This window comes from Streptomyces sp. CA-249302 (genome assembly GCF_050936785.1).
In the GTDB taxonomy this organism is placed as follows: domain Bacteria; phylum Actinomycetota; class Actinomycetes; order Streptomycetales; family Streptomycetaceae; genus Streptomyces.
Genome location: NZ_JBNJMG010000001.1, coordinates 1,018,518 through 1,044,830, shown reverse-complemented (window position 1 = coordinate 1,044,830; position 26,313 = coordinate 1,018,518). Strand labels below are relative to the sequence as shown.

Annotated in this window: 22 protein-coding genes and 3 pseudogenes; 6 read left to right on the top strand and 19 right to left on the bottom strand. The window is 71.8% G+C overall.

Annotation, left to right across the window (positions count from 1 at the left end; genetic code table 11):
- Positions 1-15: 15 nt before the first annotated feature.
- The 9 genes and pseudogenes from ACQEWB_RS04655 to ACQEWB_RS04615 all read right to left on the bottom strand — a co-directional run bounded on the left by ACQEWB_RS04655 (position 16) and on the right by ACQEWB_RS04615 (position 6,757).
- Positions 16-421 (bottom strand): annotated as a pseudogene (locus tag ACQEWB_RS04655) (nuclear transport factor 2 family protein).
- Between the two features lie 2 nt (positions 422-423).
- On the bottom strand, positions 424-1,230 hold the full coding sequence (locus ACQEWB_RS04650) for an MBL fold metallo-hydrolase (protein WP_432827309.1): 807 nt from the start codon (positions 1,228-1,230) through the stop codon (positions 424-426).
- A gap of 141 nt (positions 1,231-1,371) precedes the next feature.
- On the bottom strand, positions 1,372-1,845 hold the full coding sequence (locus tag ACQEWB_RS04645; RefSeq protein ID WP_432843641.1) for a MarR family winged helix-turn-helix transcriptional regulator: 474 nt from the start codon (positions 1,843-1,845) through the stop codon (positions 1,372-1,374).
- 59 nt (positions 1,846-1,904) lie between these two features.
- Entirely contained in the window at positions 1,905-2,867 is a 963-nt protein-coding gene (locus tag ACQEWB_RS04640) for a helix-turn-helix domain-containing protein (RefSeq protein ID WP_432827307.1), read from the bottom strand.
- Between the two features lie 19 nt (positions 2,868-2,886).
- A complete protein-coding gene (locus ACQEWB_RS04635) occupies positions 2,887-3,420 on the bottom strand; it encodes a 2,4'-dihydroxyacetophenone dioxygenase family protein (protein WP_432827305.1) in 534 nt (177 codons plus the stop codon).
- 101 nt (positions 3,421-3,521) lie between these two features.
- Complete coding sequence (locus tag ACQEWB_RS04630; protein WP_432827303.1) at positions 3,522-3,971, bottom strand: N-acetyltransferase family protein; 450 nt, start codon at positions 3,969-3,971, stop codon at positions 3,522-3,524.
- A gap of 20 nt (positions 3,972-3,991) precedes the next feature.
- Positions 3,992-5,026 carry a zinc-dependent alcohol dehydrogenase gene (locus tag ACQEWB_RS04625; RefSeq protein ID WP_432827301.1) on the bottom strand — a complete coding sequence of 345 codons (1,035 nt, stop codon included), beginning with the start codon at positions 5,024-5,026 and terminating at the stop codon, positions 3,992-3,994.
- 11 nt (positions 5,027-5,037) lie between these two features.
- Entirely contained in the window at positions 5,038-5,898 is an 861-nt protein-coding gene (locus tag ACQEWB_RS04620) for a fumarylacetoacetate hydrolase family protein (protein WP_432827299.1), read from the bottom strand.
- Between the two features lie 34 nt (positions 5,899-5,932).
- Positions 5,933-6,757, bottom strand: coding sequence for an IclR family transcriptional regulator (locus ACQEWB_RS04615; RefSeq protein WP_432827297.1), 825 nt, complete (start codon positions 6,755-6,757; stop codon positions 5,933-5,935).
- Between the two features lie 50 nt (positions 6,758-6,807).
- Here ACQEWB_RS04615 and ACQEWB_RS04610 point away from each other — a divergent pair, with 50 nt between their 5' ends.
- Complete coding sequence (locus ACQEWB_RS04610; RefSeq protein WP_432827295.1) at positions 6,808-8,520, top strand: IlvD/Edd family dehydratase; 1,713 nt, start codon at positions 6,808-6,810, stop codon at positions 8,518-8,520.
- 12 nt (positions 8,521-8,532) lie between these two features.
- On the opposite strand, the gene ACQEWB_RS04605 is transcribed toward ACQEWB_RS04610, so the two are convergent.
- Genes ACQEWB_RS04605 through ACQEWB_RS04595 form a run of 3 tightly spaced genes read right to left on the bottom strand, consistent with a single transcriptional unit; the run spans position 8,533 to position 11,188 of the window.
- Positions 8,533-9,396: a hypothetical protein gene (locus ACQEWB_RS04605; RefSeq protein WP_432827293.1), complete on the bottom strand. Its 864-nt coding sequence runs from the start codon at positions 9,394-9,396 to the stop codon at positions 8,533-8,535.
- Between the two features lie 38 nt (positions 9,397-9,434).
- Positions 9,435-10,235 carry an alpha/beta fold hydrolase gene (locus tag ACQEWB_RS04600; protein ID WP_432827291.1) on the bottom strand — a complete coding sequence of 267 codons (801 nt, stop codon included), beginning with the start codon at positions 10,233-10,235 and terminating at the stop codon, positions 9,435-9,437.
- Positions 10,232-11,188, bottom strand: a complete 957-nt coding sequence (locus tag ACQEWB_RS04595) for a LysR substrate-binding domain-containing protein (protein ID WP_432827289.1) — start codon at positions 11,186-11,188, stop codon at positions 10,232-10,234. Before ACQEWB_RS04595 ends, ACQEWB_RS04600 begins: the two co-directional genes overlap by 4 nt.
- A 115-nt stretch (positions 11,189-11,303) precedes the next feature.
- Here ACQEWB_RS04595 and ACQEWB_RS04590 point away from each other — a divergent pair.
- Positions 11,304-11,788: pseudogene (locus tag ACQEWB_RS04590) on the top strand (LysE family translocator).
- Positions 11,789-11,792: 4 nt separating this feature from the next.
- Here ACQEWB_RS04590 and ACQEWB_RS04585 read toward each other — a convergent pair.
- From ACQEWB_RS04585 to ACQEWB_RS04575, 3 genes and pseudogenes are all read right to left on the bottom strand, one after another.
- On the bottom strand, positions 11,793-12,200 hold the full coding sequence (locus ACQEWB_RS04585) for a VOC family protein (protein ID WP_432827287.1): 408 nt from the start codon (positions 12,198-12,200) through the stop codon (positions 11,793-11,795).
- Between the two features lie 116 nt (positions 12,201-12,316).
- Positions 12,317-13,764 (bottom strand): annotated as a pseudogene (locus ACQEWB_RS04580) (arabinose isomerase).
- Positions 13,765-13,799: 35 nt separating this feature from the next.
- Complete coding sequence (locus ACQEWB_RS04575) at positions 13,800-15,098, bottom strand: MFS transporter (RefSeq protein ID WP_432827285.1); 1,299 nt, start codon at positions 15,096-15,098, stop codon at positions 13,800-13,802.
- A 206-nt stretch (positions 15,099-15,304) separates the two neighbouring features.
- Here ACQEWB_RS04575 and ACQEWB_RS04570 point away from each other — a divergent pair, with 206 nt between their 5' ends.
- Entirely contained in the window at positions 15,305-19,228 is a 3,924-nt protein-coding gene (locus ACQEWB_RS04570) for a glycosyl hydrolase (protein WP_432827283.1), read from the top strand.
- Here ACQEWB_RS04570 and ACQEWB_RS04565 read toward each other — a convergent pair.
- Entirely contained in the window at positions 19,211-20,230 is a 1,020-nt protein-coding gene (locus ACQEWB_RS04565; RefSeq protein WP_432827281.1) for a LacI family DNA-binding transcriptional regulator, read from the bottom strand. The two genes, ACQEWB_RS04570 and ACQEWB_RS04565, sit on opposite strands and share 18 nt — an antisense overlap.
- A gap of 54 nt (positions 20,231-20,284) precedes the next feature.
- Positions 20,285-21,010, bottom strand: a complete 726-nt coding sequence (locus tag ACQEWB_RS04560) for a response regulator transcription factor (RefSeq protein WP_432827279.1) — start codon at positions 21,008-21,010, stop codon at positions 20,285-20,287.
- A gap of 300 nt (positions 21,011-21,310) precedes the next feature.
- On the opposite strand from ACQEWB_RS04560, the gene ACQEWB_RS04555 reads away from it, so the two are divergent.
- Positions 21,311-22,069, top strand: a complete 759-nt coding sequence (locus ACQEWB_RS04555) for an IclR family transcriptional regulator (protein ID WP_432827277.1) — start codon at positions 21,311-21,313, stop codon at positions 22,067-22,069.
- Between the two features lie 114 nt (positions 22,070-22,183).
- On the top strand, positions 22,184-23,353 hold the full coding sequence (locus ACQEWB_RS04550; RefSeq protein ID WP_432827275.1) for a PP2C family protein-serine/threonine phosphatase: 1,170 nt from the start codon (positions 22,184-22,186) through the stop codon (positions 23,351-23,353).
- A 7-nt stretch (positions 23,354-23,360) separates the two neighbouring features.
- Here the strand turns inward: ACQEWB_RS04550 and ACQEWB_RS04545 are convergent, their stop codons facing one another.
- Both ACQEWB_RS04545 and ACQEWB_RS04540 read right to left on the bottom strand, forming a co-directional pair.
- A complete protein-coding gene (locus ACQEWB_RS04545; RefSeq protein WP_432827273.1) occupies positions 23,361-24,455 on the bottom strand; it encodes a Gfo/Idh/MocA family protein in 1,095 nt (364 codons plus the stop codon).
- A complete protein-coding gene (locus ACQEWB_RS04540) occupies positions 24,425-25,135 on the bottom strand; it encodes a ThuA domain-containing protein (protein WP_432827271.1) in 711 nt (236 codons plus the stop codon). The genes ACQEWB_RS04545 and ACQEWB_RS04540 overlap by 31 nt, the downstream gene beginning before the upstream one ends.
- A gap of 237 nt (positions 25,136-25,372) precedes the next feature.
- Between ACQEWB_RS04540 and ACQEWB_RS04535 the strand changes: the two genes are divergently transcribed.
- On the top strand, positions 25,373-26,287 hold the full coding sequence (locus tag ACQEWB_RS04535; RefSeq protein WP_432827269.1) for an expansin EXLX1 family cellulose-binding protein: 915 nt from the start codon (positions 25,373-25,375) through the stop codon (positions 26,285-26,287).
- The last annotated feature ends 26 nt before the right edge of the window (positions 26,288-26,313 follow it).

The window sequence follows — 26,313 nt, the reverse complement described above, 5'->3', positions numbered from 1 at the left end:
GTCCCGTCGCGCTCCCTACGCCATCGCGTCCCGCACGAGCGCCGTGTCCACGAACTGCTCGAAGCGGACGATCAGTCCGCCCCGTACGACGAAGTGGTGCGCGACCCGGACGTCGATCGGCTTGCTCGTGGCCTTGTTGGTGGCCGAGTACCGGGCCAGGACGACGACGTTCTCGCCGTCGACGACGTAGGTGTCGTCGTGGGCGGCCCAGTCGTCCCACTCCTTGCCGAGCTGCTCCATGACGTTGGAGGTCACGCCGTCGGGGGTGCGGTAGGTGCCGGCCAGCGGGAAGCCGGCCATCTCGGTCCACTCCACGTCGGGGGCGAGAGTGGCGCGCAGGGCCGTCAGGTCACCGGCGGCGGAGGCCAGGTACTGGCGGCGTGACGTCGGCGGGGGCCGTGGAAGCGGCGAAGTCGCTCATGGTCAGCCCCACTTCATCTCGCCCTTGGCGACCTTGGCACCGATCTGGGCGGCGATCAGCATGCCGTAGTCCGGACAGCGCTCGACCAGCGCCTCGGTCAGCGCGGCACCGTCGGCGGCCTTGCCCAGCTCCTCCTCGAAGGCGACCAGGTAGTCACGGGTGGCACTGATCGCCGAGGCGTCGGCCGGGGTGTTCGGCAGGCGGTGGCCGGGGACGACCAACTCCGGTTCGAGGGCGGCCATTTCGTCCAGCAGGTCGATCCAGGACGCGCGGTCGCCGGGGGTAGGGGTGTCGGCGACCCAGACGTGCTCCTGCTGGAAGAGCAGGACGCCGCCGAGAAGGGCGCGGTGCTCGGCCTGCCAGAGGTAGTGGCGGTCGGGGAGTCCGGCCGTGCCGCCCCTGAGCTCGAATCGGTGGCCTTCGAGGGTGAGGTCGCCGGTCAGCGGCTGGAGGTCGACCAGGCGGGTGGGGAGGTTCGGTCCGAGGGCGGCCCAGGCCTTGAGCTTGCCCTCGTACGAGTGCTGGATGTGCTCGATGACGATGGGCGTGGCGACGAAGGCCGCCTCGGGGAAGGCGTCGGCGATGGCCTCGGCGCCGAAGTAGAAGTCGGGGTCGGCGTGGGAGACGAAGACGGTGGTCAGCGTCTTCCCGGAGTCGAGGATCTCGGCGGCCAGGCGGTGGCCGTCGGCCCGGGTGAAGGCGGCGTCCACCAGCAGGGCCTCGCTCTCGCCGGTGACGAGGGTGGCCGTCTTGTTCTTGCTGCCGGCGGGGAAGTCGAGGTCGAGGACCTTGAAGTCGAGGGTGCTCATCGAAACGCTCCTGGCGTCGGGGAAGGGCAAGGGCTGCGAGGCGCGAGGCACTCACCCTCGACAACATTATCTGACGCGTCAGATATTTCACTGCGGGACGACCGGTCGGGTGATGTGTGCGGAGAAGGATCGCCGCCGGTGTCAGGGCAGCTGGGGGAGGGCTCCGCGGGCCGAGTGGCTGAGGATGCGGAGGTCCTCCGTAAAACGTTTCCGGTCGGCTGCGGGCAGCGGCCCCAGGAAGTACCGCTCGATGTTCTCGACGTGGGTCCGGGACGCGCGTACGGCGGTCTCCTCACCCTGCGGTGTCAGCCGGACCAGCCGCCCCCGCCGGTCGTCCGGGTCCGTGACGCGCCGCACCAGCCCGGCCGCCTCCATCCGGTCCACCAGCCGGGTCGCCCCGCCCGTGGTGAGCACCTGCTCCTGGCCGATGGTCCGCATCGACAGCCCCGGCTCGCCCGCCCGGCCCAGGATCAGCAGCACCTCGTACATCAGATGGCTGATCCCGCACTCCTCCTCTATCTTCCGGCCCAGGATGTACTCCAGCCGGTTCGCGGCACCCTGCAATCGCCCGAACGCCAGGACCAGCTCGTTGTCGGCCGCCTCCTTCGCGGTCATGATGGCCCTCTGCTCGTCCTGCTCGCCCACGGCACCTCCGTACGTTCCTCCGACGGAACCTACCCCGTCGCGCTGTGCGCCGGTCCGGCACCCGTGGGACGGACTTCGCCGGGTGTACGGCCGTAACGGTCCCGGAAGACCCGGGTGAAGTGCGCCTGGCTCGCGAAGCCCCAGCGGTGGGCGATCTCCGCGACGGTGAGGTGGCGCGAGGCCGGGTCGGCCAGCTGGTCGCGCGCCTCGGTCAGCCGCCGGTCGAGGATGTGGCGGGCCGGAGTGGCCCCGCTCGGCCGGAAGACGCGGCTGAGGTGCCGGGTGGAGATACCCAGCGCGTCGGCGACCCGCTCCGGGCTCAGCCGGGGGTCGGCCAGGTGCCGCTCGATGTAGTGCCCGGCCAGGGCCAGGCGGGCGTCCCCGGCGGGCGCCGCGGAGTCCTCGCCCAGGCGCGGGGCGGCCAGCGCACGGACGAGGTCCAGCACGGTGGCCTCGGCCCGCACCGGGTCACCGCTCCCGCGGTCCGCGGCCCAGTCGGTCAGCACAGACTCCAGCGCCGACACCGTCGTACCCCGCTCGAACAGCAGCGGCGCGGACAGGTCGGCGGTGGCGCAGTGCCCGGCGAAGGTCTCGCGGGGGATGTCCACCAGCAGCTTGCGCATGGCCGACGGGAAGCCGAACAGGTACGGGCCGCGGGTGTCGTAGAGGACCGCGTCGCCCGCCCGGACGGTGAGGCAGCCGCCCGCGTGGAAGAACACCGCCTGCCCCGCGGTCAGCAGGCTGACGAAGACCGAGTCCTTGGGGAGGTCCCGGCAGGTGCGCCGGGTGCGCTCGATGACGTGCTCGTTGCCGGTGATCCCGGCGAGCCGCAGGCCGCCGAGCCGGAAGTTGGCCTGGGTGGCCAGCAGCCCGTGCGGCGAGTACGACGAACAGGTCAGGCCGACCAGGGCCCGCCGGTTGTACTCCTCCCAGAAGCCGATCCGGTCCTCGGGGTCGACGGACCGCGTGGACACGCGGGAGACGAGGGTCATCCTCCGGAAGCTACCGGAGCTACCGGAAGAGCGAGTCCACGTAGTCCGCCCCGATGCCGTTCTTCTCGTAGTGCGCGCGGCACAGCGCGATGTAGTCGTGGACGTCGAAGTAGCCTTCGGCCGCGCCGTTCTCGTCCAGCCAGACCAGCGGCCCCTTGACGATGAAGAAGGCCTTCATCGGCTCGTCGCTCTCGTAGGCGACCAGCGTGTGTCCCTCGCCGGGGGACTCGTAGACGAAGTCACCGGCGCGGGCCGTCCACGGCCGCTCCAGGTACCCCCACTTCCCGGAGATCGTGTACGCGAACACCTCGTGCGGGTGGTAGTGCCGGTTGACCAGGCCCGCCTCCTTGGCGCGCAGGATGTCGGCCCACGAGTTGTCCTTGACGTTGATCCACAGCGGGCGCGAGCCGACGGTCTCGGTGAACGGAACGTAGTAACGGTCGTCGTCGGTGGCCACCTGCGGCAGGTACACCTCGGGCTGGGCGTCCGGCTTGAGGGAGTTCCGGATCGGCTGGAGATGCCTCCAGAACTCGGTGCTCGCTGCTTCGGGCATGGTCGCCTCCCCTGTGTCGTGGCGGGTGGCCGTCAGTGAAGCGCGGGAGCCGCGTGGACGTCTTGCCCCTCGCGGACATCACGGGTTGCCCGTTCGGGACATCAACCCGGCCGGCGCACCATGAACACGTCGACCGGGTCCTCGGTCTCCACAGCGAAGCCGTGGCGCTCGTACAGGCGGCGGGCGGCGCTGCCCTGCAGGACGTCCAGGCGGACGGTCACGCCGTCGGCGTCGGTCTGCTTGAGGAGCGTTCCCAGGACCGCCGACCCGAGGCCCCGGCCCTGGAGCTCCGGCACGATGAAGAAGTGCTCCAGCCAGTGCTCGTCCTCGGCCGGGCGCAGCGCGACGCAGCCCGCGAAGGCGCCGTCGACCAGGATGACGGACGCGTACCGCGGGACGAAGGAGTCCCGGAAGCGCTGACGGACCCGGTGCTCGTCGAAGCGCCCCAGCCGGACCAGGTCAGGGCGCATCACGATCGCCCGCAGCTCGACGATCTGCTCCAAGTCCGCGAGCCGCGCGGGACGCAGGGTCCAGTTCCCCGTGGTTTCCATGATCGAAGTATCGCAGTCGCTCACGACGCCCTTCTGACCAGGCCGGACCGGGGATCGACGTGGATCTTGGGTCCGCGCCCGGCGCCGGACGGGCGCTTGCCCGCCAGTACCGGGCCGACTTCCTCCAGGCCCACGGTGGCGGCGACCAGCGGCCTGGGGTCCACAGATCCCGTCGCGTACGCCCTGATGGTCGCGTCCAGGCCGGGGGAGCCGGACAGGATGCCCACCGCCGTCACGTCCTTGAGGACGAGCGTGCGGGTGTCGATCCTGCTGGGCTCGCCGGCCAGGCCGATGTACACCAGACGGCCGCCCGGCTCCACCAACTCCAGTGCGCTGCCCGGCAGATGGGCTGCGTTCGAGGCGTCCACCACGGCGTCGAAGGGCAGATCCGGGACCGAGGCCTCCGTCCACACGTGCTCGAAGCCCAACTCGCGGGCGAAGGCGAGGGATGCGTCCGTCGCGCCCATCAGGTGCACCTCCGCCTCGGCGGCGCGGAGGAACATCGCGACCAGCAGGCCGATCGTGCCCGGGCCCAGGACCAGGACGCGGTCGCGGGGGCGAGGTGCCGCGGCCCGGGCGGCGCGCAGGGCGTTGCCGCCCGGCTCCACCAGCGCGCCGAGGACGGCGTCGACCGAGTCGGGCAGGGCGTGCAACGACGAGGCCGGTACGGCGAGTTGCTCGGCCAGGGCGCCCGCCTGTCCGCCCCGGATGCCGACCTCGCGGCGTTTCTCGCACACGTGCTGCCGGTCCAGGAGACAGCGACGGCAGTTGCCGCAGCCGAGCATCGTGTCGCCCATGACGCGACGGCCGAGCCAGCCGGGGTCGACGCCCTCGCCGACGGCCGCCACCCGCCCGGCCCACTCGTGCCCGGGCCGCATCGGGTAGGCGGAGTGGCCCTGGTGGAGGTAGGCCATGGCGCCGGTGAAGAACTCGACGTCCGTGCCGCACACGCCGACCCGTTCGACGCCGACGACGACCTCGCCGGGCGCCGCCACCGGCGCCGGGAGGTCCTGGACCTGGTAGGCACCGGGCGAGGTCAGCACGAACGCGCGCATCAGGCGAGCGGTCACCGGGGCGCGAGGACGCGCTGGCGCTGCGAGCCGAGGTGGCTGATGCCCAGCTCCATGACATCGCCCGGCTGGAGATAGACGGGCGGGGTGAGGCCCATGCCGACGCCGGGCGGGGTGCCCGTGTTGATCAGGTCGCCCGGCTCCAGCACCAGGAACCGGCTCAGGTAGTGCACGATGAAGTACGGGTCGAAGATCATGGTCTTGGTGCTGCCGGTCTGCCGGCGCACTCCGTTGACGTCGAGCCACATGTCCAGGGCGAGTACGTCCTCGATCTCGTCGGCGGTGGCGAGCCAGGGCCCGGCCGGGTTGAAGGTCTCGGCGGACTTGCCCTTGGCCCACTGCCCGCCCCGCTCCAGCTGGAAGGAGCGCTCGCTGACGTCGTTGACGACGAGGTATCCGGCGATGGCGGCACGGGCCTCGTCGACCGAGTCCAGATAGCTCGTGCGCCGGCCGATGACGATGCCGAGCTCGACCTCCCAGTCGGTCTTCGTCGAGCCGCGCGGGATGCGCACGTCGTCGTTCGGGCCGACCAGCGTGTTGGGTGACTTGGTGAACAGGATCGGCTCGTCGGGGACGGGCATGCCGCTCTCGGCGGCGTGGTCACGGTAGTTGAGGCCGATGCACAGGATCTGGTGCGGGCGGGCGACGGGCGCACCGACACGCTCCCCGGCGAAGCGGGACACCCGGCCCGCCGCCAACCGCTCGGCCACCAGGGGGCGTACGCGGTCGATGCCGCCCGAGGCGAAGAACGCCTCGTCGAAGTCCGTTACGACGTCGGAGAGTTCGACATAGGTCTCGTCGTCGACACGGGCGACGGGCTTCTCGGCGCCGGGGGCGCCGATACGCATGAGCTGCACGGGACTGTCTCCAGGGACAAGGGATGGGGGGGCTTCAGATGTGGGGTCCGGCGAGAGGGCCGAGCAGGGCGCGGATCTGGTCGAGCGCGTCGACCAGGGTGGCCAGGGGCGTCCGGTAGGCCAGCGCGCTCACGCTCACCGCTCCGGACGGCGTGGTCGGCGAGATGAGGAACACGGGCAGGGCGAGGCAGGTGACCCCGGCCTCGTTCTCCTCGTCGTCGACGCCGTAGCCCCGCTCGCGGGTGGCGACGAGTTCCCGGTACAGGTCGGCAGCGGCGCACAGGGTCCGTGGCGTACGACGTTCCAAGGGGGCGCCGGCGAGCCACGTCTCGACCTCCGCCACCGACCCCAACTCCCGTGCCAGCAACAGCTTTCCGACGGCTGTGGCGTGGGCCGGATTGCGCCCGCCGATCGTCGACGTCAGCCGCACGGCACCGCTGGGCGGATCGACCTTGGCCCGGTAGACGACCTCATGGCCCTCCAGCACCGCGTAGTGCGCCGTCTCCCCGAACCGGCGCGCCAGCGCGTCGAGGACCGGCCGGACCCGGACGTGATCGGGCCGGGCCTCGTGGTGGGCGAAGGCCATGCGCAGGAACTCGTCCCCGAGCAGATAGCGTCCGCGGACGTCCTGGTCGGCGAGACCGGCCCGGCGCAGCGCCCCCAGCGCCCGGTGCACGGTCGGCTTGGGGCTGCCGATCACCCGGGTCAGCTCCTCCAGGCCCGCCCCGTCGGGATGGCGCGCGAGCTCCTTGAGGACCGCGAGCACCCGGTCCGACCCCACAAGTCGGCCGACCCCGGCGCCTGTTGGGCCGTCCTCGCCGAGGTCTGTCGGTCCGTCGTACGCCTGCGTATGCTCCATGACGTTCCAGAATCTAGACCGTCGTACCGATTGTTGGAAGGGGCTCAACGATGACGCTCCGCAGCGCGCAGTGGTACGGGGGACAGGACCGCAACGCCTACATCCACCGGGCGTGGATGCGGCGGGGCGTGCCCGGCGACGCCTTCACCGGGCGGCCGCAGATCGCGATCGCCAACACCGCGTCCGATCTGACCCCTTGCAACGCGCATCTCGACGAGGTCGCGGCCTCCGTCCGCAACGGTGTGTACGAGGCGGGCGGCATCCCGCTGGACCTGCCGGTGGTGTCGCTCGGCGAGACCAACGTGCGGCCGACCGCCATGCTGTGGCGCAACATGGCCGCGATGGCCACGGAGGAGATGCTGCGGGCCAACCCCATCGACGGAGTGGTGCTGCTGGGCGGCTGCGACAAGACGATCCCGTCGCTGCTGATGGCCGCCGCCTCGGTGGATCTGCCCGCGGTGGTGGTGCCCGGCGGCCCGATGCTGACCGGGACCTTCCGCGGTACGCCGCTGGGCTGCGGCACCGACGTGTGGCGGCTGTCGGAGGAGGTACGGGCCGGGACGCTCTCGCAGGAGCAGTTCACGCGGTCCGAGTCGGCGATGATCCGCAGCCGCGGACACTGCAACACCATGGGCACCGCCTCGACGATGGCCCTGGTCGCCGAGGCCCTGGGCACGGTCGTCCCCGGTACGGCCGGAACTCCCGCTCCTGACAGCCGACTTCTGGAGGCCGCGCACGGCACGGGCCGGCTCGTGGTGGAGATGGTGGGCGCCGACCGGCGGCCGGGGACCTTCCTCGGCGAGGGGTCCTTCCACAACGCGATCGTGGCGCTGGCCGCCATCGGCGGTTCGACCAACGCGGTGGTCCATCTCCTGGCGATCGCGGGCCGGTTGGGGATCGACCTGTCGCTCGACGACTTCGACCGCATCGGCTCCCGTGTCCCCGTACTGGTCGACCTCCAGCCGGCCGGCCGTTTCCTCATGGAGGACCTCCACCGGGCCGGCGGTCTCCGCGCGGTCCTGCGCGAGGTGCGTGACCTGCTGGACCCCGACGCGCTGACCGTCACCGGCGAACCGCTGGTCAACTACCTTGCGGACGCTCCCATTTGGGACGCCGAGGTCATCCGCTCCCGCGCCGAACCGCTGGTCGCCCAGGGCGGTATCGCCGTACTCCGCGGCAACCTCGCCCCCGACGGCGCCCTGATCAAACCGGCCGCGGCCTCCCCGCACCTGCTCCAACACCGGGGCCGGGCGGTGGTCTTCGACTCCATCGAGGACTTCCACGCCCGCATCGACGACCCCGGACTGGACGTCGACGCCGACTCGGTGCTCGTGCTGCGCGGCTGCGGCCCCAAGGGCTACCCGGGCATGCCCGAGGTGTCGAACATGCCGCTGCCGAAGAAGCTGCTCGAACAGGGCGTCCGCGACATGGTCCGCGTCTGCGACGGCCGGATGAGCGGCACCGCGTACGGCACGGTAGTCCTGCACGTGGCCCCGGAGGCCGCGGCCGGCGGCCCGCTCGGGCTGGTGCGCACCGGGGACCTCGTGACCCTCGACGTCGAAGCCCGCCGTATCGACGTGGACGTCCCCGCCGACGAACTCGCCCGCAGAACCCCCGACAAGGCCACGGTCACGGGCTTCGCCAACCCCCGGCGCGGCTGGGAACGCCTCTACGTCGACCACGTCCTCCAGGCCGACACCGGCGCCGACCTCGACTTCCTGGTCGGCTCCAGCGGGTCCGAGGTGAGCCGCGAATCCCACTGACCTGGCCCGGGCTCAGCGGAAGGCCACCTCGGCGGTGGCGTGCCGGGGCTCGCGGTGGGTGGCGATGTGCAGCCGGGCCTCCGAGTCGGAGGAGGTGCCGTCGGCGAGGAGGTGCTCGCCGACGAAGGCCGGGCGGTGCAACCGGTAGGACAGTGACCGCACTTGGCGCTCGGGGGCGTTCCGGCGGATCAGGTCCAGCATGAGCAGCGCCAGCAGCGGGCCGTGTACGACAAGGCCCGGATAGCCCTCCACATCACGGCAGTACGGGGTGTCGTAGTGGATGCGGTGGGCGTTGGCGGTGAGCGCGCTGAACCGGAACAGGAGCCGCTCGTCGGGCTGAAGCCGCAGCTGCCACGGGCCTTCCGGCGTCGGTACGGCCGTGTCGTCGACCGTGGCCGGATGGCTCGGGGCGGAGCCCTCGCCGGACCGGTAGACGATGTCCTGCTCCTCGACCAGGCAGGTGTGCCCGTGCTGCCGGAACTCCTGGCGTTCGGTGACGAACAGCAGCTCGCCACTGCGGCCCTGTTTGGGGGTGACGGCGGCCAAGCTGCTGACGCGCCGGGCCGGTTCGCCGAGGCGCAGGGGCTGGATGATCTCGGACCGTCCGCCGGCGAACATGCGCCGGCGCTCGGGGACAGGCGGCAGGAAACGGCCGTCGCTCAGATGCCCGTCCGGGCCGAGCGCCTGCTGCGGTGCCCAGTGCAGGAAGTACAGCCACTGCCACAGCGGCGGCAGCGGGTCACCGTGCCGGGCGGCGGCTTCGGGCAGGTCGAGCACGGCCGACAGTGCGGCCGCCGGACCGGGCGACAGGGCGTCCTCGTCGGTGACCGGTTCGGGGTGCCAGGACTCCACGTGGGAGGCGAGAGAGACGGGCATGGGCTTCGTGTCCTCCGAGGCGGGGCTGGTCGGTGTCGTCAGGCGTGCAGGAACTCCGTGACCAGTGTCGTGGCTTGGGGCCGGCACTCCTCGAAGTAGGCGTGGCGGGCGCCGGGGAGGACGTGCGTACGGGCGTCGGGGATGCGGGCGGCGAGCAGGGGGACGTTGTCGGCCGGGGTGAGCCGGTCCTGGTCGCCGTGGAGGACCAGCGTCGGGGCGGCGATGCCCGGCAGTGCGTCCCAGGCGTCGTGCCGGTTGCTCGCCACCAGGTGGCCGCGGACGGCGTGCGCGGGCATGCCGGGATCGCCGAGGGTCGTGTACGGACCGGGATGGGCGGCCGTCCACTCCGGCGTGTACATGAGGTCGATCAGTGCCGCGCGGACGGCCCGCGGATCCGGCTGGGCCAGGGTGCGGCGCACGGCGGTGTCCCGCTCGACGGCGTGCGGGCCGCCGGGGGAGGTGCAGCCCAGGACCAGACGGCGGACCCGCCCGGCATGGTCGGCCGCCACCCACTGCGCGACCCGCCCGCCCATCGAGGTGCCGTACACATCGGCCCGCTCGATCCCCAGGTCGTCGAGGACCGCGATCACATCCTGGGCGAACTGCCTTGTGGAGTAGCCCTCCAGCGGCTTGCCGCTGTCGCCGGTGCCGCGGTGGTCCATGGTGATCGTGCTGTGCGTGGCATGGAAGTCCGCGCGCACCCGCTCCCACCAGTGGTGGTTGTTCGCCTGCCCCGCGAGCAGCACCAGCGGGGGCCCGTCCCCTTCGACCTGGTACGCGAGTGCGGTGCCGTCCTGGGCATGCGCGAGGGCGTGCCGCCGCCGGGCGGTGTCGGTCATCGGTTCTTCTCCGGGCTGGAAGGAGGGGGCGGGGTCGTGCGCCGGTGCAGGGTGGCCGCTCGGCGGAGGGCGTCGCGGCACGCGAGGACGGCCGGATGCCGGTCGCTGCCGCGGCGTACGACCGTGAAGACGCGGCGGGTGCGTTGGCCGTCCGGGAGTCGGCACAGCGGGACGGTCGGGGACCGGCCGTTCCAGACCAGGTCGGGGAGGAAGGCGGCGGCGTGCCGCTGCTCGACGAGGCGGAGGTGGAGCAGGAGGTCGGTCGTTTCGAAGTGGACGTCCGGTTCGAAGCCGGCGTTGCGGCACAGGGTCATGGCCCAGTGCCGGGCGGGCGTTCCCTCGGGCTCCATCCCCCAGGGGCGGTCGGCGAGCGAGCGCAGAGCGGCCGTCGGGCTCTCGGCGGCCGGTGTGCCGGTCGGCTGCTGCGGCAGTGCGAGGTGCAGGGGGTCGTCGAGCAGGTCTTCCTGTTCCAGCTCGGCCGGGCGCGGCTTGGGGTTGCCGGGGTACTCCTCGGCGAGGACCAGGTCGAAGTCGCGGGCCTGGAGGGCGGGCAGGGCGAGCTCCGGTTCGCGGTGCGTGACGTGGACGCGCAGGCGGGGGTGCTCCTCGCGCAGGAGGCCGAGCGCGGTCGGGACCAGGGCGAGGGCCGCCGTCTGGAACGAGGCGATGCGCAGCGTGCCGGTCAGTTCCGTGAGGGACGTGGCGATCTCCGCCTCCGCGCGCTCCAGACGCTCCAGCACCGCCTCGGTGTGCGCGACCAGGATCTCGGCCTGCACGGTCAGCCGCACCCGACGCCCGACCGGTTCCAGCAGCGGGACGCCCACCTCGGTCTCGAGCAGGGAGAGCTGCTGGGAGACGGACGACGGGGCATACGTCAGGGCGGTGGCGACGGCCGCGAGCGTGCCGCGGTGCTTGAGCTCGCGCAGCAGCCGCAGTCGGTGCAGGTCGTACATCGGCGGCCCGCCCCTCTCGCGGACGCGAAGCGCATCGAATGGTCGGCTTTTCCGACGACTATAGATCGAAAACATTCGCTGGACCGATGACGGGGGGCACCGGACCCTGATCAGCATGCTGACCCACCTTGCCGCAGCCGTAGCCGTCGCCGTCCTCGGTGTGCTGACGATCGTGCCCGGACCGGACATGGCGGGACAGCGACCGGGCTCCTGGTCCGGGGCGCGCTGACCGCGGCGGGTCTCGCGGCCGTACTGGCCGCCTCACCCATGGCCTACCTGGCCGTCAAGCTCCTGGGCGCGGGCTACCTGGTGTTCCTCGGCGGGCAGTCGCTGTGGCAGAACCGCCGGACCGCGCCCGCCACGGAGGACGGCGGCACTCGCGGTACCGCCGGAGGCCCGTGGCGGACCGGTCTCGTCAGGAATGTCCTCAACCCGAAGATCGCCGTCTTCTCCACCGGTCTGCTCCCCGCCCTGGCCCCGCCCCGGCTCGCCGCCACCTGAGCGCGGCAGGCTGTCGAAAACCCGCGGACCCGCCGAGCGCTCGGGCGCACGACGGGTCTGGTGCTGATCGGCATCGGGCTTGTGGTCGCGGTGGGATGACTCCCTACGCCTGGGAGATGTTGACCAGCCAGATGACGCCGAAGCGGTCGGTACACATGCCGAACACGTCGCCCCACATCTGCTTGTCCAGCGGGACGGACACCGAGCCGTCCGCCGACAACTTCTCCCAGTAGCCGCGCAGTTCGGCGTCGTCGTCACCGCTGAGGCTGACCGTGATGTTGTTGCCCACCGTACGGTCCATGCCCGGAGGGTTGTCGGCGCCCATCAGGGTGAAGCCGCTCGGGGTCTCCAGCATGCCGTGCATGATCTTGTCGGCGAACGGGGCGTCCTTCTGGCCGAACTCGCCGAAGGTGCTGAACGTCAGCGTGCCGCCGAAGACGTCCTTGTAGAACTCCATCGCTTGGCGGGCGTCTCCGTCATAGCTGATGTACGGGTTGAGTCGCGAGGCCATGCGGAACCTCCAGGAGGCGTGTGAATGGTCCGATTCGTGCAGACTAACGCGGGCCACTGACAACGGCCTGCCGTGCCGACGGCTGCCGTGTTCGGCCGGCAGCGGATGTGCCCCGGTCACACCTCCCGGTGGTCGATGCCGAGCAGGCTCGCCGCGGCGCGGAAGTCTCCGGTGCGGTGTCCGACCGCGAGGGACCAGTGGTGGCCCACGCCCGTCGCGCTCCACGCGTCGACCCACTCGCCGGGGTCGCGGCCGAAGTCCACGCGGCTGGTGGTGTTGCCGATCGCCAGCAGCGGGCCCGGGACGACAGTGCCCTCGGACGTGATGAACGACAGGCCGCCGTCCGCGTCCTGACCGAGGCCCAGCAGGGTGACCGGACCGTGCCGGACGTCGAACTCCACGCTGACGCCCCAGCCGCGCTTGCCGTGGTAGACGCCAAGCCCGCGCAGCAGCGGGTCGCGCGCGCCGACGGCGAGGTGGGCGGGCCCGTCGTGGCCCATCTCCACCACGCCGTCCTCGAAGTTCAGAGCCTGGATCTCGGTGAACGAGCCCCGGCGCCGACACTTTGCGAGGCCAACTGGGCGACACTGGTGCGTAGTTCGTACTCGCCGGCCGCCGGCACGCCTCGGGCGGTGAGGAGCGAGGCGCCCAGGATCATGCCGGCGCCGAGCCGCTCGTGGAGTTCGCCGTCGAGACCGCGGTGGTAGTAGGCGAGGGTGTCGAGGCCGAAGTCCTCGACGAGCCGGTCCAGTGCGACCGACACCGTCGCTCCCCACGCGAAGTCCTCGTCCACCACGCTGTCGTCGAGGGCGAAGACCCGCCGGGCCAGAGCCATGCGCTCGCGGGTCTCCGCCTCGGTCACCCGCTCCACCCGGTGGCGCAGGTCGTCGAACTCCAGCACCTCCACATGGGAACCGAACGTGGCCGGCAGCAGGGTCAGGTCGGTGGACACGTCCAGCATGCCGGGATACAGGTGCCCCATCAGCCCGTGCCGCGCGTGCCGGAGCGCGGCACGGACGTGCGCGGCACGGATCCACTGCTCGATCCGCCGCCACGCGGACTCCTGGCGCAGCCATCCCGACACCGACCGGAAGGGGATGCCGGCCCGGCGGAAGACGTTGCCGACCTCGGGCACCGAGCACTGGGCGCAGTACGCCAGCCAGGCGCCCGTGTCGAAGGTGGCGTGGTCCATCCGCTCCGACGGCTGGAGGTCGACGACCAGCACCGGGGTGTGCGAGCGGCGGGCGATCGGCAGCACCATCGACGAGGTCAGATACGTCGTCAGGAACAGCACGATCAAGTCGCAGTCCGCCCGCCGGAGTTGCTCCGCCGCGACCGCGCCCTCCTGCGCGTCGGAGACGAAGCCGACGTCCGTCACCTCGGCGTCCATCCGCCGCAGCCGCTCGGTGACGTACGCGGCCGACTCCTTCAACTGGGGCAGGAGGTCGGGGAACTGCGGCCAGTAGGTGCCGAGTCCGCCGGCCACCAAACCGATGCGGGTACGGCGGTGGGGCACGGGAGGGAGCAACTCCCCTACGGACAGCGAGGGTTCAGCGGCGGTCATGGCTGTGGGTGCTCCTTCGGAGGTCCGCTTCGGATTCACGCCCTGGCCGCCCCCAGATCCGCCGGGGCGGCCGCGGTGGAGGGGGCGCGCCGGATGAGGACCCGGACGATGTACACGCCCGCGACGGCCGACGCCGCCATACAGGCGGTGATCGACCAGAGCAGCACGGACGCGCTGTAATCCATCAGCGCGGGCGTCACGAACGCGACGCCCGCGAAGACCCCGCGCGACAGGGCATAGGTGAGGCCCTGGGTGGTGCCCCGGGTGTCCGGCGGCAGCGTCAGCTGCGACCACACCTTGTAACTGGCCTCCCCGGCAAAGGGGTTGGAGATCTGGTACAGCACGAAGAAGACGAGCATGCCGAACAGGGCGCCCGCCGTGAGCGAGGCGATGCAGAAGGCGACGATCTGCACGACCGTGAACACGTAGAACAGCCGGTCGCGCCAGGCGGTGTCGGCGATCCGGACGAAGACGAGGGTCAGCACCAGGGCGATCGGCAGGAAGGCCAGGTTGATCCCGGTGGCCGTGCTCTGCGAGGCGCCGCTGACCGTGACGAGCAGGTAGGTGCCGAACTGGCCGAAGGTGTTGGCGCCGATGCCCCAGGTCACGTAGTAGGCGAAGGTCGCGGCCATCGGGAGCAGCGCGGCACGGTTCAAAACGTTCTTGAGCTCGATGCCGCGCGGCGCGGCCAGCGCGGCGGCCTCCTGCGCGACCTCCGCGTCCGACGGCCCGTCGGCCAGATCGAGGCGGGAGCGCAGCTGCCAGGTGACCAGCGCGGCGACGGCCAGGTGACCGGTGATACAGCGCGCCCCGGTCATCCCCGTGTCCGACAGAAGATAGCCGAGGAAGATCACGACGACGATGCCCGCCACCCACATGACCTGCGTGAAGGACACCAGACGTGCCCGTCCCTCGGCGGGCGCCGCGTCCGAGACCACGGCCAGGGAGGTCGGCAGATCGGCACCGGCCGCGAGGCCCGCGACCAGCACGCCGACGAAGAGCACGACGTCGTTCGGCGCCAGTGTGATGACGACCGCGCCCACCGCGAAACAGAAGATGTCCCAGTTGTAGACGCGGCGGCGCCCGAACATGTCGGCCAGCCGGCCGCCTACGAGGGAGCCGACGGCGATGCAGCCGGTGACGATCGCACTGATCGCGCCCGCCATCCACACGCCCATGTCGTAACTGTCGCGGTAGATGGCCAGGTTGACGGCGATGCTGACGATGAGAGCGGCGTCCAGGTAGGAGGCCATGCCCGACAGGGCGGCGACCTTCCACAGCCGCCAGGGGATGGGTTGTTCCGAGCGTGTGGGGACGGTCGGGGTTCGGACCATGATGCGACTCCGTCGGCCGGTTCACGGTGAACAGTGGCCGTGAATATAGGCCTCGAAAAACGTTGCAACAACCCCTACCGCGCCCATTTGCAGCAAGGAGAAGCGGCACTCCTTCCTGTCTCCCGGCTCCGGTGCAACCATTCGAGAAGGATGACGACCGGATGGCGTAAAACGTTTTGGAAGCGAAGGTCGGAAGGACCGCACCCGTGATCTCGCCAGCGCTCCAGCAGCTCTTCGACGACCCGCCCCAGGACTTCGGCCCCACTCCGCTGTGGTGGTGGTCGGGTGCGAGGGTCACCCGGGAGCGCCTGGACTGGCAGCTGCGCAGGTTCGCCGCGGGCGGCGTCCACAACCTCGTGGTGATCAACCTGGCACCGGCCGGCCCGAGCTTCGGCGCCCGCGCCGACGAACCGGCCTGGTTCGGCGAGGAGTGGTGGGCCCGCTTCACCGACGCCTGCGAACTCGCCCGGGATCTGGGCATGCGGCTGTGGTTCTACGACCAGATCGGGTTCTCCGGCGCCAACGTCCAGGGCGCCGTCACCCGCCTGCACCCCGAGGCGGCCGGACTGGCCCTGCGCTCCCGCCGGGCAGCCGTCGCAGGCGGGGCCGTCCCGCTGGGGAGTTCGGAGATCCTCGTGGCGACGTACTCCGCGGACGGCCGACGCCGGCCCCTCGGCGCGGCCCCGGACGGCAGCGAGGTGCAGCTGGTCACCGCCGTACCCACGGCATTCGACTACCTGAACCCGCAGTCCGTGCACCGTTTGATGAACGCAGTCCACCACGAGTTCGACCGCCGCGTCCCCGAGTACCTGGGCAACGTCATCGCCGGCAGCTTCCAGGACGAACTGCCCGGCACCAACACCTGGACCCGCGCCTTCCCCGAGGAGTTCCTCGCCCGCCGCGGCTACGACCTGCTCGACCACCTGCCCGCCCTCTTCCACACGGCGGGCCGCACCGCCGAGGCGGCGAAGATCCGCGCCGACTACTACGCCGTGCGCGCCGAACTCACCGAAGAAGCCCTGTTCAAACCCCTCGCCGCCTGGCACGACGAGCGCGGCATGCTGCTCGGCTGCGACCAGAGCCACCCCGCCCGCTCCGGCTACCCGGCCCAGTCCACCCAGATCTACACCGACTACTTCCGCACTCACCGCTGGTACAGCGCCGCAGGCAGCGACCACCACGGCGACTCCAAGGTCCACTCCTCCATGGCCCACCTCTACGGCCACGAACGCGTCTGGATCGAGGCGTTCCACTCCTCCGGCTGGGGCGGCACCCTGGAGGAGACCTACGACTGGCTGCTGCCGTTCCTGCGCAGCGGCGCCAACCTCTACAACCCGCACGCCAGTTACTTCGGCACCGCGGGCGGCTGGTTCGAGTGGGCGCCGCCGTCCACCGACTGGCGTCAGCCCTACTGGCAGCAGTACCCGGCCTTCTCGCGAGCGGTCGCCCGGATCTGCTCGATCATGTCCTGGGGCACCTACAGCGCGGACGTGGCGGTCCTCCACCCCACCGCCACCATGCAGGCCCTCGTCCCGCTGGACGCCCCCGTCAAGCACTTCGGCGACGGCCGTCTCGGCGACGCGCACGCAGACGTCGACGAGACCCAGCGCCACTACCTCGACCTGTGCGGCACCAACAACTGGCTGCGGCCCAGGATCGGCACCCTCGACCGCCACCGCATCTCCTTCGACGTCATCGACGACGCCTCGATCCAGGGCGCCAAGACCGAGGACGGCGCCCTTCGCGTCAGGGACCTGGCCTATACGGCGGTGGTCCTGCCGTCGGCGAGCGTCCTGGAGGAGGAGACGGCCCGTCGGCTGACCGAACTCCTCGATACCGGTGGCCGCGTGGTGATCGTCGGCCGCCCGCCGACCCACGCGGCCGGCGTGTCCGGCGACGACTCCGTCGTGGCGGCGCTCACCGCCCACCCGCGCATCGAGCGGACGGCCGACCCCGAGTCCGCAGCGGCGGCGGTCGCCGATGCCGCCGGTTACGCGACCGGAGACGTACCGCTGCTGGTCAGGAGGCAGGGCGGCACGGCCGTCGCCCTCGTCACCGCGGCCTTCCCCGACGCCCGTACGCATCCGCCGAAGGGCCACCACGAGATCGACCCCGCGCGCTACGCCCGCACCTCTACCGTCACCGTCAACGCCCCGGTCGCCGAGGCCGAGATCTGGAACCCCGCGACCGGCGCCCGCAGCCCGGCCCGAGTCACCGTCACCAACGGCGTCTCGACCGTCGAGGTCTCCTTGGACGGCGCCCCGGCCGCCCTCGTTGTATGGCGCGAAGGCCCGCCGACGGACCGAGCACCCGCCGATCCACGCCACCACCCCTCGACGGCCGTCGACCTGTCCACCGGCTGGGAGGGCCGCCTCGTCCCCACCCTCGACAACACCTGGGGCGACCTGGCGCTCCCCGCCGGATCGTCCGTCGCCGAACCGCAGATCTGGACCATGCGCTGGACCGAGGGCGAACGCCCTTGGGAACGGACGCGGGTGACATACGGCAACCGGGTGCGCGTCCTGCCACCCGTGGCGGCCGCACCCGCGCCCCTGGACCACACCGCTGTCGGCAGGATCCTGGCCGGTGAGTCGGAACTGGCGCCCGCGGACTGGGAAGTCTCCCTGTACTCGTCGAGCCGCGGAACCCCGGAGCCGTATGGCCTGCTCGGCAACAAGGGCCTGGTTTCGGAGGAGTTCGTCCATGTCCCCGTGCCGGGGATGGGCACCGTCGCCCGGGTCCGGACCATCGTGGAGACCGGCCACCGAGGACCCGCCGGCCTGCACGTCGGCGCGGCCGCGGCCAAACGCGTGTGGTGGAACGGCAGTTGCCTGGAGACGACCAGTGGCTTTCTGGCGTCCGCCCGGGTGGAGGTCGAACAGGCCCGCAACGTCCTCGAGTACGAGCTCTCCGACGCCGAGAACCGGCTCCGGACCATCTCGGGCGCCGCAAGTACACCACTGGGCAGCTACTTCTGCCTCGCCCACCCGGACGGATTCGCGCCCCGCCCGCAGTTCATGTGCCTGCCCGACGGGGTGTGCCCGGACGGCGCCGTCACGTACCACGGGAGGCTGCGCGTTACGGCGGACAGGACGGCCGTGCTCGTCGTGGGCGCCGCCGTGGGCGTCACCGTGCTGCTGGACGGCACGGCCGTGGCCCGACAGGAGAAGGCCGAGTACTACGAGTCCGACTGGGGCGCGGTGCCGATGTTCTTCCGCCACCGACTCGCCCTCGGGGCGGGCGATCACGTGCTCGACGTCGTGGCCGACAGCGTCAGCGCACGGGACGCGGTGTTCGTCGACCTGGTGGCAGCGGCGGAGCCCGTCGCACTGGTCAGTGGAGCGGGCTGGGTGGCGGAGACGGGGGAGTGGCGCGGCCGTACCGTCGAACACGAGGGCAGGTGGGGCGAGTTGCGGCACTGCCTTGCGGCCGTACGACCCCACCCGTTGCCGTACACCGAGTGGCTCAACGGCGAGCCGGTGCTGGGCGAACGCGTACTGCCGCTGCGATCCACCGATGGCCTCCGCGAAAGCGCCCAGCGCTTCCGCTTCACGGTGCCACCCGGCACCGTCTCGCTCGAACTGCCACTGGCTCTCCCTGCGCGGGTGAGAGTAGCGGAGGGCGAACTACCCCTAAAGGAAGGGACAGTGACGCTTCATCAACCCGCGCCTGAACCAACCGAGATCGAGGTCGTCACCGAACCCACGGCCGTATTGCGAGGCGGCTCGGCCTGGCACGGTCCCGTGCGCGTGCGGACCGTACCGGCGCCGATGCCGCTGGGGGACTGGCGGTCGCTGGGGCTGGCCGGCTGGAGCGGGGGCCTGACGTACGCGCGTGACATCGACGTGTCCGCCGGGCCGGATCCGGTGCTGGACCTGGGGCGGGTGCGCGGGAGTTGTGAGGTTCGGGTCGACGGTGAAGCCGTCGGCGAGGCGTTCTGCGCCCCGTACCGCTTCGAGCTGCGCGGTGTCGCCGGGCGCAGGGCCCATGTCGAGGTCACCGTCCGCAACACGCTGGCGCCGTATCTGGCCGAAGCCACCCCGACCGCGTGGGCGTTCGACTCCCAGCTCCCGTCGGGGGTGCTGGGGCCGGTGACGCTCCTGGTCCCGGGCTCAGATGCCGGGGAGTGAGCCGGTGGAGTCCCGCAGTACCAGGGTGGGCGCGAACACCCTTGTCTCGTGGGCGTGTTCGGCCCGTGCCTCCACCTCGTCGAGGAGCATCTCCACGGCGGCCCGGCCGAGGTCCTCGACGGGCTGCCGGACCGTCGTCAGGGTCGTACCGACGAAGCTCGCGATGTCGAGGTCGCCGTAACCGACCACCCGCACGTCCTCGGGGACCTTCACGCCCCGCTCGGCCAGGCCGCGGCACAGGCCCGCGGCGAGGAAGTCGTTGGTGCAGAAGACGCCGTCGGGCAGGTCGTCGAGCCGGGCAGCGATCTCCATGCCGTACGCCACCGTCATCTCCTCGGCGACGACCTGGCCGAGGCGCGCCTCGCGCTGGGTGCGTACGGCCTGGCGGGCGCCCTGGTAGCGGTCGGCGCACTGCCGTATCGAGCGTTCGCCGTTCAGGACGAGGATGTCCCGTGCTCCGCTGTCCAGCAGGTGCTGCACCGCGATACGGCCGCCGGCGATGTCGTCGACAGACACCGAGCAGCCGTCCTGGGCCGGCATCGCGCGGTCCGCGAGCACCAGCGGGATGCCGCGTTCGCGCAGCCGGCTGAGCCGGGTGGGGTCGGCGCTGAGCGGGACCACCACGGCGCCGACGGCGCGCTGTTGGACGAGCATGGTGAAGTAGCCCTGCTCGCGGTCGGGGGCGTCGCCGCTGTGGCAGAGCACCAGGGAGTAGCCGTGGTCGTAGGCCGCGTCCGCGGCACCCCGGGCGATGCGGGCGTAGAAGGAGTTGGTCACGTCGGGCAGGACCAGCCCGATGGTGGACGAGTGGCCCGTGCGCAGGCCGGAGGCTCCCGGGTGGGGGACGTAGTCGAGGGCGGCGACCGCGTCGCGGACCCGTGCGGCGGTGCGGGAGTTGACCCGCTCCGGGCGGTTGAGCACGTTCGACACCGTCGACACCGAGACGCCGGCGGCGGCCGCGACGTCCTGAATACGGGCGGGGCGAACCGGGATGGCGTCCACCCCCTCGCTGTGACAGCCGCGCGACCAGGCACGACGTGGTCCTCGTAGGCGAGGTCAGTGTACCCCGGCCGGGGTTGCATCGTTTTCCGTCGGCAGCGGAAGCGCGGACCTGACGCCCAGCCGGAAACCGACCCCGCGCACCGACTGGATCGACAGGGCCTCGCCGAGCTTGTGCCGCAGGGCCGTCACATGGGTGTCCAGGGTCTTCGTCGGGCCGAGCCAGTTGCTGTCCCAGACCGAGCTCATGATGGTCTCCCTGGTCACCAGGCTGTCCACCCGCTCGGTGAGAAAGGCCAGCAGGGCGTACTCCTTGGGGCTCAGCCGCACCTCGCTGCCGTCCAGGTAGGCGCGATGGCCGCGGCGGTCGACGGCCACCCGCCCGTACAGATCACGCGGAGCGGTCGGCGGGCGGTGCGGGCCGCCGGGGCGGACGGAATGCCGGCGCAGCACCGCCCGCATCCGCGCGATCAACTCACGTACCAGGAACGGCTTCACCAGGTAGTCGTCCGCGCCGAGTTCGAGCCCGACGACCCGCTCCGTCTCACTGCCCCGCCCGCTGATCACGATGAGCGGGACATCGCCGCGGGCCCGGAACTCCCGGCACACGTCCAGGCCGTCCATGTCCGGCAGTCCCAGGTCGAGCAGCACGAAGTCCGCGTCCGGCGCGGTCAGCGCGTGCCCTCCGGTGGCGACCCAGGCCACGTGGTAGCCGTAACGGCCGAGGGCCCCTTGGAGGGCTTCGGCGACGTCTCGGTCGTCCTCGACGAGCAGTACGTGCACGGTCTTCTCCTGAGGCGCTCTGGACCACGCTGGGGGACGGGTCGTGCCCTCAAGGTAGGGACAGGGACGGGCAGTTGGCCTCCGCCGGAGGGTCGAGGGCGTCGAGCACGAGTAGTACGGCCGTAGTAACCGCCCTACTCCCACGGCAGGCCCGGCCCCGATGAAATCGACCCGCCCCCCGATTTTGCCGCCGATTTTGCCGCTGATATTGCCCTCGATATTGCCCTCGATGTTGATTGAGTCTTCAACGGAATGGAGGCTCGCGTTGCCCCGGTCAGGGCCCCGGCGCACGCTGTAGCCATGGGTGCGCGTGACGGTCCTACGCTGATCACCTCTGTCCAGCGGGCCTTCCGGCTGCTGGAAGGGGTGGGTGCGCACGAGGGCGGTGCGCCCGCCAAGCAGCTGGCGCGCGAGGCGGGGCTGCCGCTGGCCACCGCCTATCACCTGCTGCGCACCCTGGTCCACGACGGTTACCTGCGGAAACTGGACGACGGCCGGTTCGTGCTCGGCGACAAACTCCAGACCCTGCGGTCCGGCAGCCGCGGGCAGGCCCTGCTCAGCCGGGTCCGGCCCACCCTCGCCGCACTGCGCGACGAGCTCGCGGCCGCCGCCTACCTCACCTTCTACGAGGACGGCGAGATCCGGGTCGCCGAGATCGTCGACAGCCCCCGGACGCCCCGCGTCGACCTCTGGGTCGGCTTCGAGGACGCCGGCCACGCCACCGCGCTCGGCAAGTCCGTGCTGCGCGAGCTGGACGACGACGCCCGCAAGGACTACCTCTCCCGGCACCACCTGGCCGACCTCACGCCGCGCACCGTCACCAGCCTGCCGGAGCTGCTGCGCCGGCTGGACGACCCGCCGCTGGCCCCGGCCGTCACGGACCTCGAGGAGTACAGCCTGGGCACGGTCTGTGTCGCCGTACCCGTCTACTGCGGGGACATGATCGGCTCGCTCGGCGTCTCCCTGCCGGCGGACCGGCTCGCCAGGCTGCCGGAGGTCCGCGCCCGACTGCTGCCCACAGCGAGCCGCGTCACCAGGACCCTCTCGCTCACTATCTGAAAACTGTCTCCTTGTGAGGCCCGGGCCCGACACCGTTTCCTGGATGAAACAGGCAAATCGGGAACGCGTCCCGTACGGACCGGCCCGGACACAGGTGAGGACTGCGCACGCACTATGAGTCGGGCTCGACGAGACAGCGGTGGCAGGTGCGCCGCCGCGCGGCTGGCCGCCGGGACGCCGCTGCTGCCCATGCTGATCGTCTCCGCCGTCGCGCTCGCCGACCTGGTCGGCGGGGCGGGCATGATCTGGCTTCCCCTGCTCGCCGCCGGACCGGCGCTGGCCGCCAGCACCAACGGCCCGCGCGGTGTCGCCTGCGTCGGTCTCCTCGCCGTGCTGCTGGGCTCGCTGCTCGGCATCCGGGACGGCGTCCCGGCCCGTGAGCTGGCGGCCGTGCTGTCCGCCCTGCTGGCCGTCACCCTGGCGAGCGGCCTCGCCTGCTTCCTGCGCGCTCGCCGGGAGCGGGTGCTCGCGGCCGTCCGCTCGGTCGCCGAGACCGCCCAGCACGCGCTTCTCGTGCCCGTGCCCGAGACGGTCGGCCCCTTCCAGGTCGCCGTCCGCTACAGCGCCGCGGCGGCCGAGGCCCGGATCGGCGGGGACCTCTACGCCCTGATCCCCACTCCGTACGGCGTCCGGCTGATCGTCGGCGACGTGCGCGGCAAGGGGCTGCCGGCCGTGGGGACGGCCGCTCTGGTCCTCGGTGTCTTCCGCGAGGCCGCCTACGACGAGCCCGATCTGCTCGCCGTCGTCGACCGGATCGAGCGCAGCCTGGCCCGCAACCTCGGCAGCGACGACTTCGTCACCGCCGTGGTCGCCGGCCACCCGCGGCCCGGGCACCTGGAGGTGGTGAACTGCGGACACGCACCGCCGCTGCTGGTCCGCGCGGGCGGGAGCGTCACGGCGGTGGAGCCCACGGACCCGACCCCGCCGCTCGGCCTGCGGGCGCTGACCGGGCACACTCCCGGCCTCCAGGTCCTGCCCTTCACGGACGGTGACCAGCTGCTCCTCTATACCGACGGCGTCACCGAGGCGCGCGACCGCGGCCGCGCGTTCTACCCCCTGCACGAGGGGCTCGCCAGGCACGCCTCCGACGACCCGGCCCGCACCCTCGACGCACTCCACGACGAACTCCTCGCCCACGTCGGCGGGCGGCTCCACGACGACGCGGCGCTGCTGCTGATCCGTAGACCGGCCGCCGCCGAGTCGGTCGCACCCCGGGCGATCGTTCCCCGTCCGGTGGCAGAGGCGGAGCGCGACAGCGGGGATCAGGCCGCCGAGGCCGTGTGACCTCAGCTCACCAATCCCCGGCCGCTGTGAGCGGAACGGGGACGGGCGGCTGCGTCGAGGTCGTCAGCTCGATCCGGCGGCCCTCCGCCGAGGAGCGGAGCAGCGCGGTCATCATCTCCAGTACGTGCAGGGCGAGTTCACCGCTCGCGCGAGGTGTCCGACGTGCGTCGGCCGTGATGAGGTCCAGCAGACCGACGCCCCGCGCCGCGTCGACGTAACCCGCCGACGGCGGCAGTGTGCGCCACTCCGTGTCGCCGAGTGCGAAGAGGCGTACGTCGCCTGCGAAGTGGTTCGGGTCGGGGACCGCGAGGGTTCCGGTCTCGCCGTGGACCTCGATCGGCGTGGCCGTGGTGGCGACGCCGTCGAAGCTCGTGGTGATCGTCGTCAGGGCTCCGCTCACGTGCTCCAGCACTCCGGAGACATGGCTGTCCACCTCGACCGGGATCCGCTCGCCTTCGCGCGGGCCCGACCCGATGACGCGCTCGGTGCGCAGCCGGCCGGCCGCCCCGATCACGGACCGTACCGGGCCCAGGAGATGGACCAGCGAGGCCAGGTAGTACGGCCCCATGTCCAGCAACGGGCCGCCGCCGACGGTGTAGTAGAAGTCGGGGTGGGGATGCCAGCGTTCGTGCCCCGGGGTGACCATCACGGCCGAGGCGGCCAGCGGACGCCCGATCCGGCCCGCCTCGACCGCCGCCCGAGCCGTCTGGATCCCGGTCCCCAGGACGGTGTCCGGCGCGCATCCGACACCGACTCCCGCCTGCGCGGCCGCCTCCATGACGGCGCGAGCTTCGGGCAGGGTCGCGGCGAGAGGCTTCTCGCCGTAGACGTGCTTCCCGTGGCCGATCGCGCCGAGGGCGATCTCCGCGTGGGCCGCGGGTACGGTGAGGTTGAGGACCGTGTCCACCTCCGGGCTGCCCAGCAACTCCCCGACGGGGAGCGCCTCTACGCCGGGCAGCTCGGCGGCGACGGCGGCCGAGCGGGAGGCGTCGAGGTCGGCGACCGCGGTGACGCGGACGGCGGGATGACCGACGAGCGTGTCCAGGTACGCGCGGGAGATGACCCCGAGACCTACGACGCCGATGCGGTGCGCGTCGCCCACAGCATGCCCCTCTCGATGACGGTGCGGACGTTGGGGTTCTCCAGGACGTCGAGGCTGTGCCCCGGCGTCGTGACCACGACGCGTCCGGCGCCCCAACTGCGGGTCCAGACCGCCGGGGAGTGGACCGGCCGGTGCCAGGGCTGCCACGGACGGGCGGGATGCGTGGTGGTGGCGAGTACGTCGATCAGGTCGTCGTGGAGCACCCAGTACTGCTCGGTGCGCAGCTCGAAGTCCTCGATGCCCGCGGTGACCGGGTGTTCGCGGCCGAGTTCGGTGAACTGCACCTGGTACGGAAGGTAGTTGTCCTCCTGGCCACCCTCGCGCTCGCACGGCTCCTTGCCCGGGTGGGTCGCGAACTGCCCGCCCACCAGGTGGAGATAGTCGGCGCAGGCGCGGTACGAGTCGCAGATGCCGCCGTGCCAGCCGGTGAGGCCGGTGCCCGCCTCGACCGCCGCGCTCAGCCCCGCCACCTGCTCGCCGGTGATCTCCGACATCGTCACGCACTGCACGACGAGGTCCGTGCCGGCCATCGCGGCCGGGTCGGCGTAGACCTCGGGCGACTCCTCGACACGGACCGTGTATCCGTTGCCGCGGAGGAAGGGCAGGAACAACTCCGTTGCCCGGACCGGCTCGTGCCCCTCCCATCCGCCTCGGACCACCAGGGCCTGCTTGCACGTCATGTCGTTCCTTCGTGGGGCGGCCGCCCCGGTCGGGTCGGCGGTCTTCGGGCCGGTGAGCAGCGCGGACCGGTTCACAGGATGCGTCAGCCGCTCGCGCCGGCGAAAGGGAAACCAGCTGCCACGAAACTTTCGGGGCCGACCGCTCCCCGGGATCGGGCTTGCCGCCGGGTTCCCGGGTCTGGCACGATCGCTGCCCTTGTCACACGCGCCCCACAGCGCGGTCGTCGAGGAGGTCCGGTGCACAGACGGTGGCTGTTCATATCGGCGGCCGCGGTACTCATCGTCGCCTCCCTCACCGCGGTCCTGCTCACCGGCCGGAAGTCGGAGGCGCGGGACACCGCGGCCACGTCGGCCGCGAGCACGCACGCGTCCGCCCCGGCCTCGACGGCGTCCCCGTCCACGTCCGCCGCCGCGACGGCCGTATCCCCGAAGCCGTCGGCCAAGCCCAAGCCGCACAAGCCTTCCCCCTCCGCGACCACCGCGTCGGCGAAGCCGGCGGCCACGACCGCCGCCCAACCCGCCTCCGGCAGCGCGCCGTTGGCGGGACGCATCCGCCCCGGCGTCACCTACCGGGGAGTCGCCACCTTCTACGACGCGGACGGCGGCGGCGCCTGCCTGTTCGACCCGAGCGGCGACGTCATGACCGGCGCGATGAACACCACCGACTACGAGGCCTCCAAGGCGTGCGGGGCGTACGTGGTCGTCCACGCGGCCAGTGGAGCGTCGATCACGGTCCGCATCACCAACGAATGCCCGGGGGACTGCGCGCCCGGCCAGATCGACCTCAGCGCGGAGGCGTTCGCGAAACTCGCGGCGCCCTCGGCCGGCCGGATCCCCATCACCTGGACCCTGGCGAGCCCCAGCGGCCTCGGCCCGCTGTCGGTCCGGTACAAGACCGGGTCCTCGCAGTACTGGTGCGGCATCCAGGTCATCGGCCACCGCAATCCGCTGGCGCGGCTGGAGGTGAGCAGCGGTGGCGGCTGGCGTTCGCTGAAGCGGGAGGACTACAACTACTTCCTCGCCGAGGACGGCGGCGGATGCGGCGGTTCGATCAGGATCACCGACATCTACGGCCAGCGGCTCACCGTGAACGGCATCGCCATCCGCCCGAACGTCGTGCAGCCGACGCGGGTCCAGTTCGCCGTGCACTGAGAGCTCTGCACTGAGAGCTCTGCACT

Excerpts from the sequence above, each read along its gene's own strand:
- ACQEWB_RS04650 (WP_432827309.1), bottom strand. The coding sequence starts at position 1,230 with ATGAGCACCCTCGACTTCAAGGTCCTCGACCTCGACTTCCCCGCCGGC.
- ACQEWB_RS04645 (WP_432843641.1), bottom strand. The coding sequence starts at position 1,845 with ATGACCGCGAAGGAGGCGGCCGACAACGAGCTGGTCCTGGCGTTCGGG.
- ACQEWB_RS04640 (WP_432827307.1), bottom strand. The coding sequence starts at position 2,867 with ATGACCCTCGTCTCCCGCGTGTCCACGCGGTCCGTCGACCCCGAGGAC.
- ACQEWB_RS04635 (WP_432827305.1), bottom strand. The coding sequence starts at position 3,420 with ATGCCCGAAGCAGCGAGCACCGAGTTCTGGAGGCATCTCCAGCCGATC.
- ACQEWB_RS04630 (WP_432827303.1), bottom strand. The coding sequence starts at position 3,971 with ATGGAAACCACGGGGAACTGGACCCTGCGTCCCGCGCGGCTCGCGGAC.
- ACQEWB_RS04625 (WP_432827301.1), bottom strand. The coding sequence starts at position 5,026 with ATGCGCGCGTTCGTGCTGACCTCGCCCGGTGCCTACCAGGTCCAGGAC.
- ACQEWB_RS04615 (WP_432827297.1), bottom strand. The coding sequence starts at position 6,757 with ATGGAGCATACGCAGGCGTACGACGGACCGACAGACCTCGGCGAGGAC.
- ACQEWB_RS04610 (WP_432827295.1), top strand. The coding sequence starts at position 6,808 with ATGACGCTCCGCAGCGCGCAGTGGTACGGGGGACAGGACCGCAACGCC.
- ACQEWB_RS04605 (WP_432827293.1), bottom strand. The coding sequence starts at position 9,396 with ATGCCCGTCTCTCTCGCCTCCCACGTGGAGTCCTGGCACCCCGAACCG.
- ACQEWB_RS04600 (WP_432827291.1), bottom strand. The coding sequence starts at position 10,235 with ATGACCGACACCGCCCGGCGGCGGCACGCCCTCGCGCATGCCCAGGAC.
- ACQEWB_RS04595 (WP_432827289.1), bottom strand. The coding sequence starts at position 11,188 with ATGTACGACCTGCACCGACTGCGGCTGCTGCGCGAGCTCAAGCACCGC.
- ACQEWB_RS04585 (WP_432827287.1), bottom strand. The coding sequence starts at position 12,200 with ATGGCCTCGCGACTCAACCCGTACATCAGCTATGACGGAGACGCCCGC.
- ACQEWB_RS04575 (WP_432827285.1), bottom strand. The coding sequence starts at position 15,098 with ATGGTCCGAACCCCGACCGTCCCCACACGCTCGGAACAACCCATCCCC.
- ACQEWB_RS04555 (WP_432827277.1), top strand. The coding sequence starts at position 21,311 with ATGGGTGCGCGTGACGGTCCTACGCTGATCACCTCTGTCCAGCGGGCC.
- ACQEWB_RS04550 (WP_432827275.1), top strand. The coding sequence starts at position 22,184 with ATGAGTCGGGCTCGACGAGACAGCGGTGGCAGGTGCGCCGCCGCGCGG.
- ACQEWB_RS04540 (WP_432827271.1), bottom strand. The coding sequence starts at position 25,135 with ATGACGTGCAAGCAGGCCCTGGTGGTCCGAGGCGGATGGGAGGGGCAC.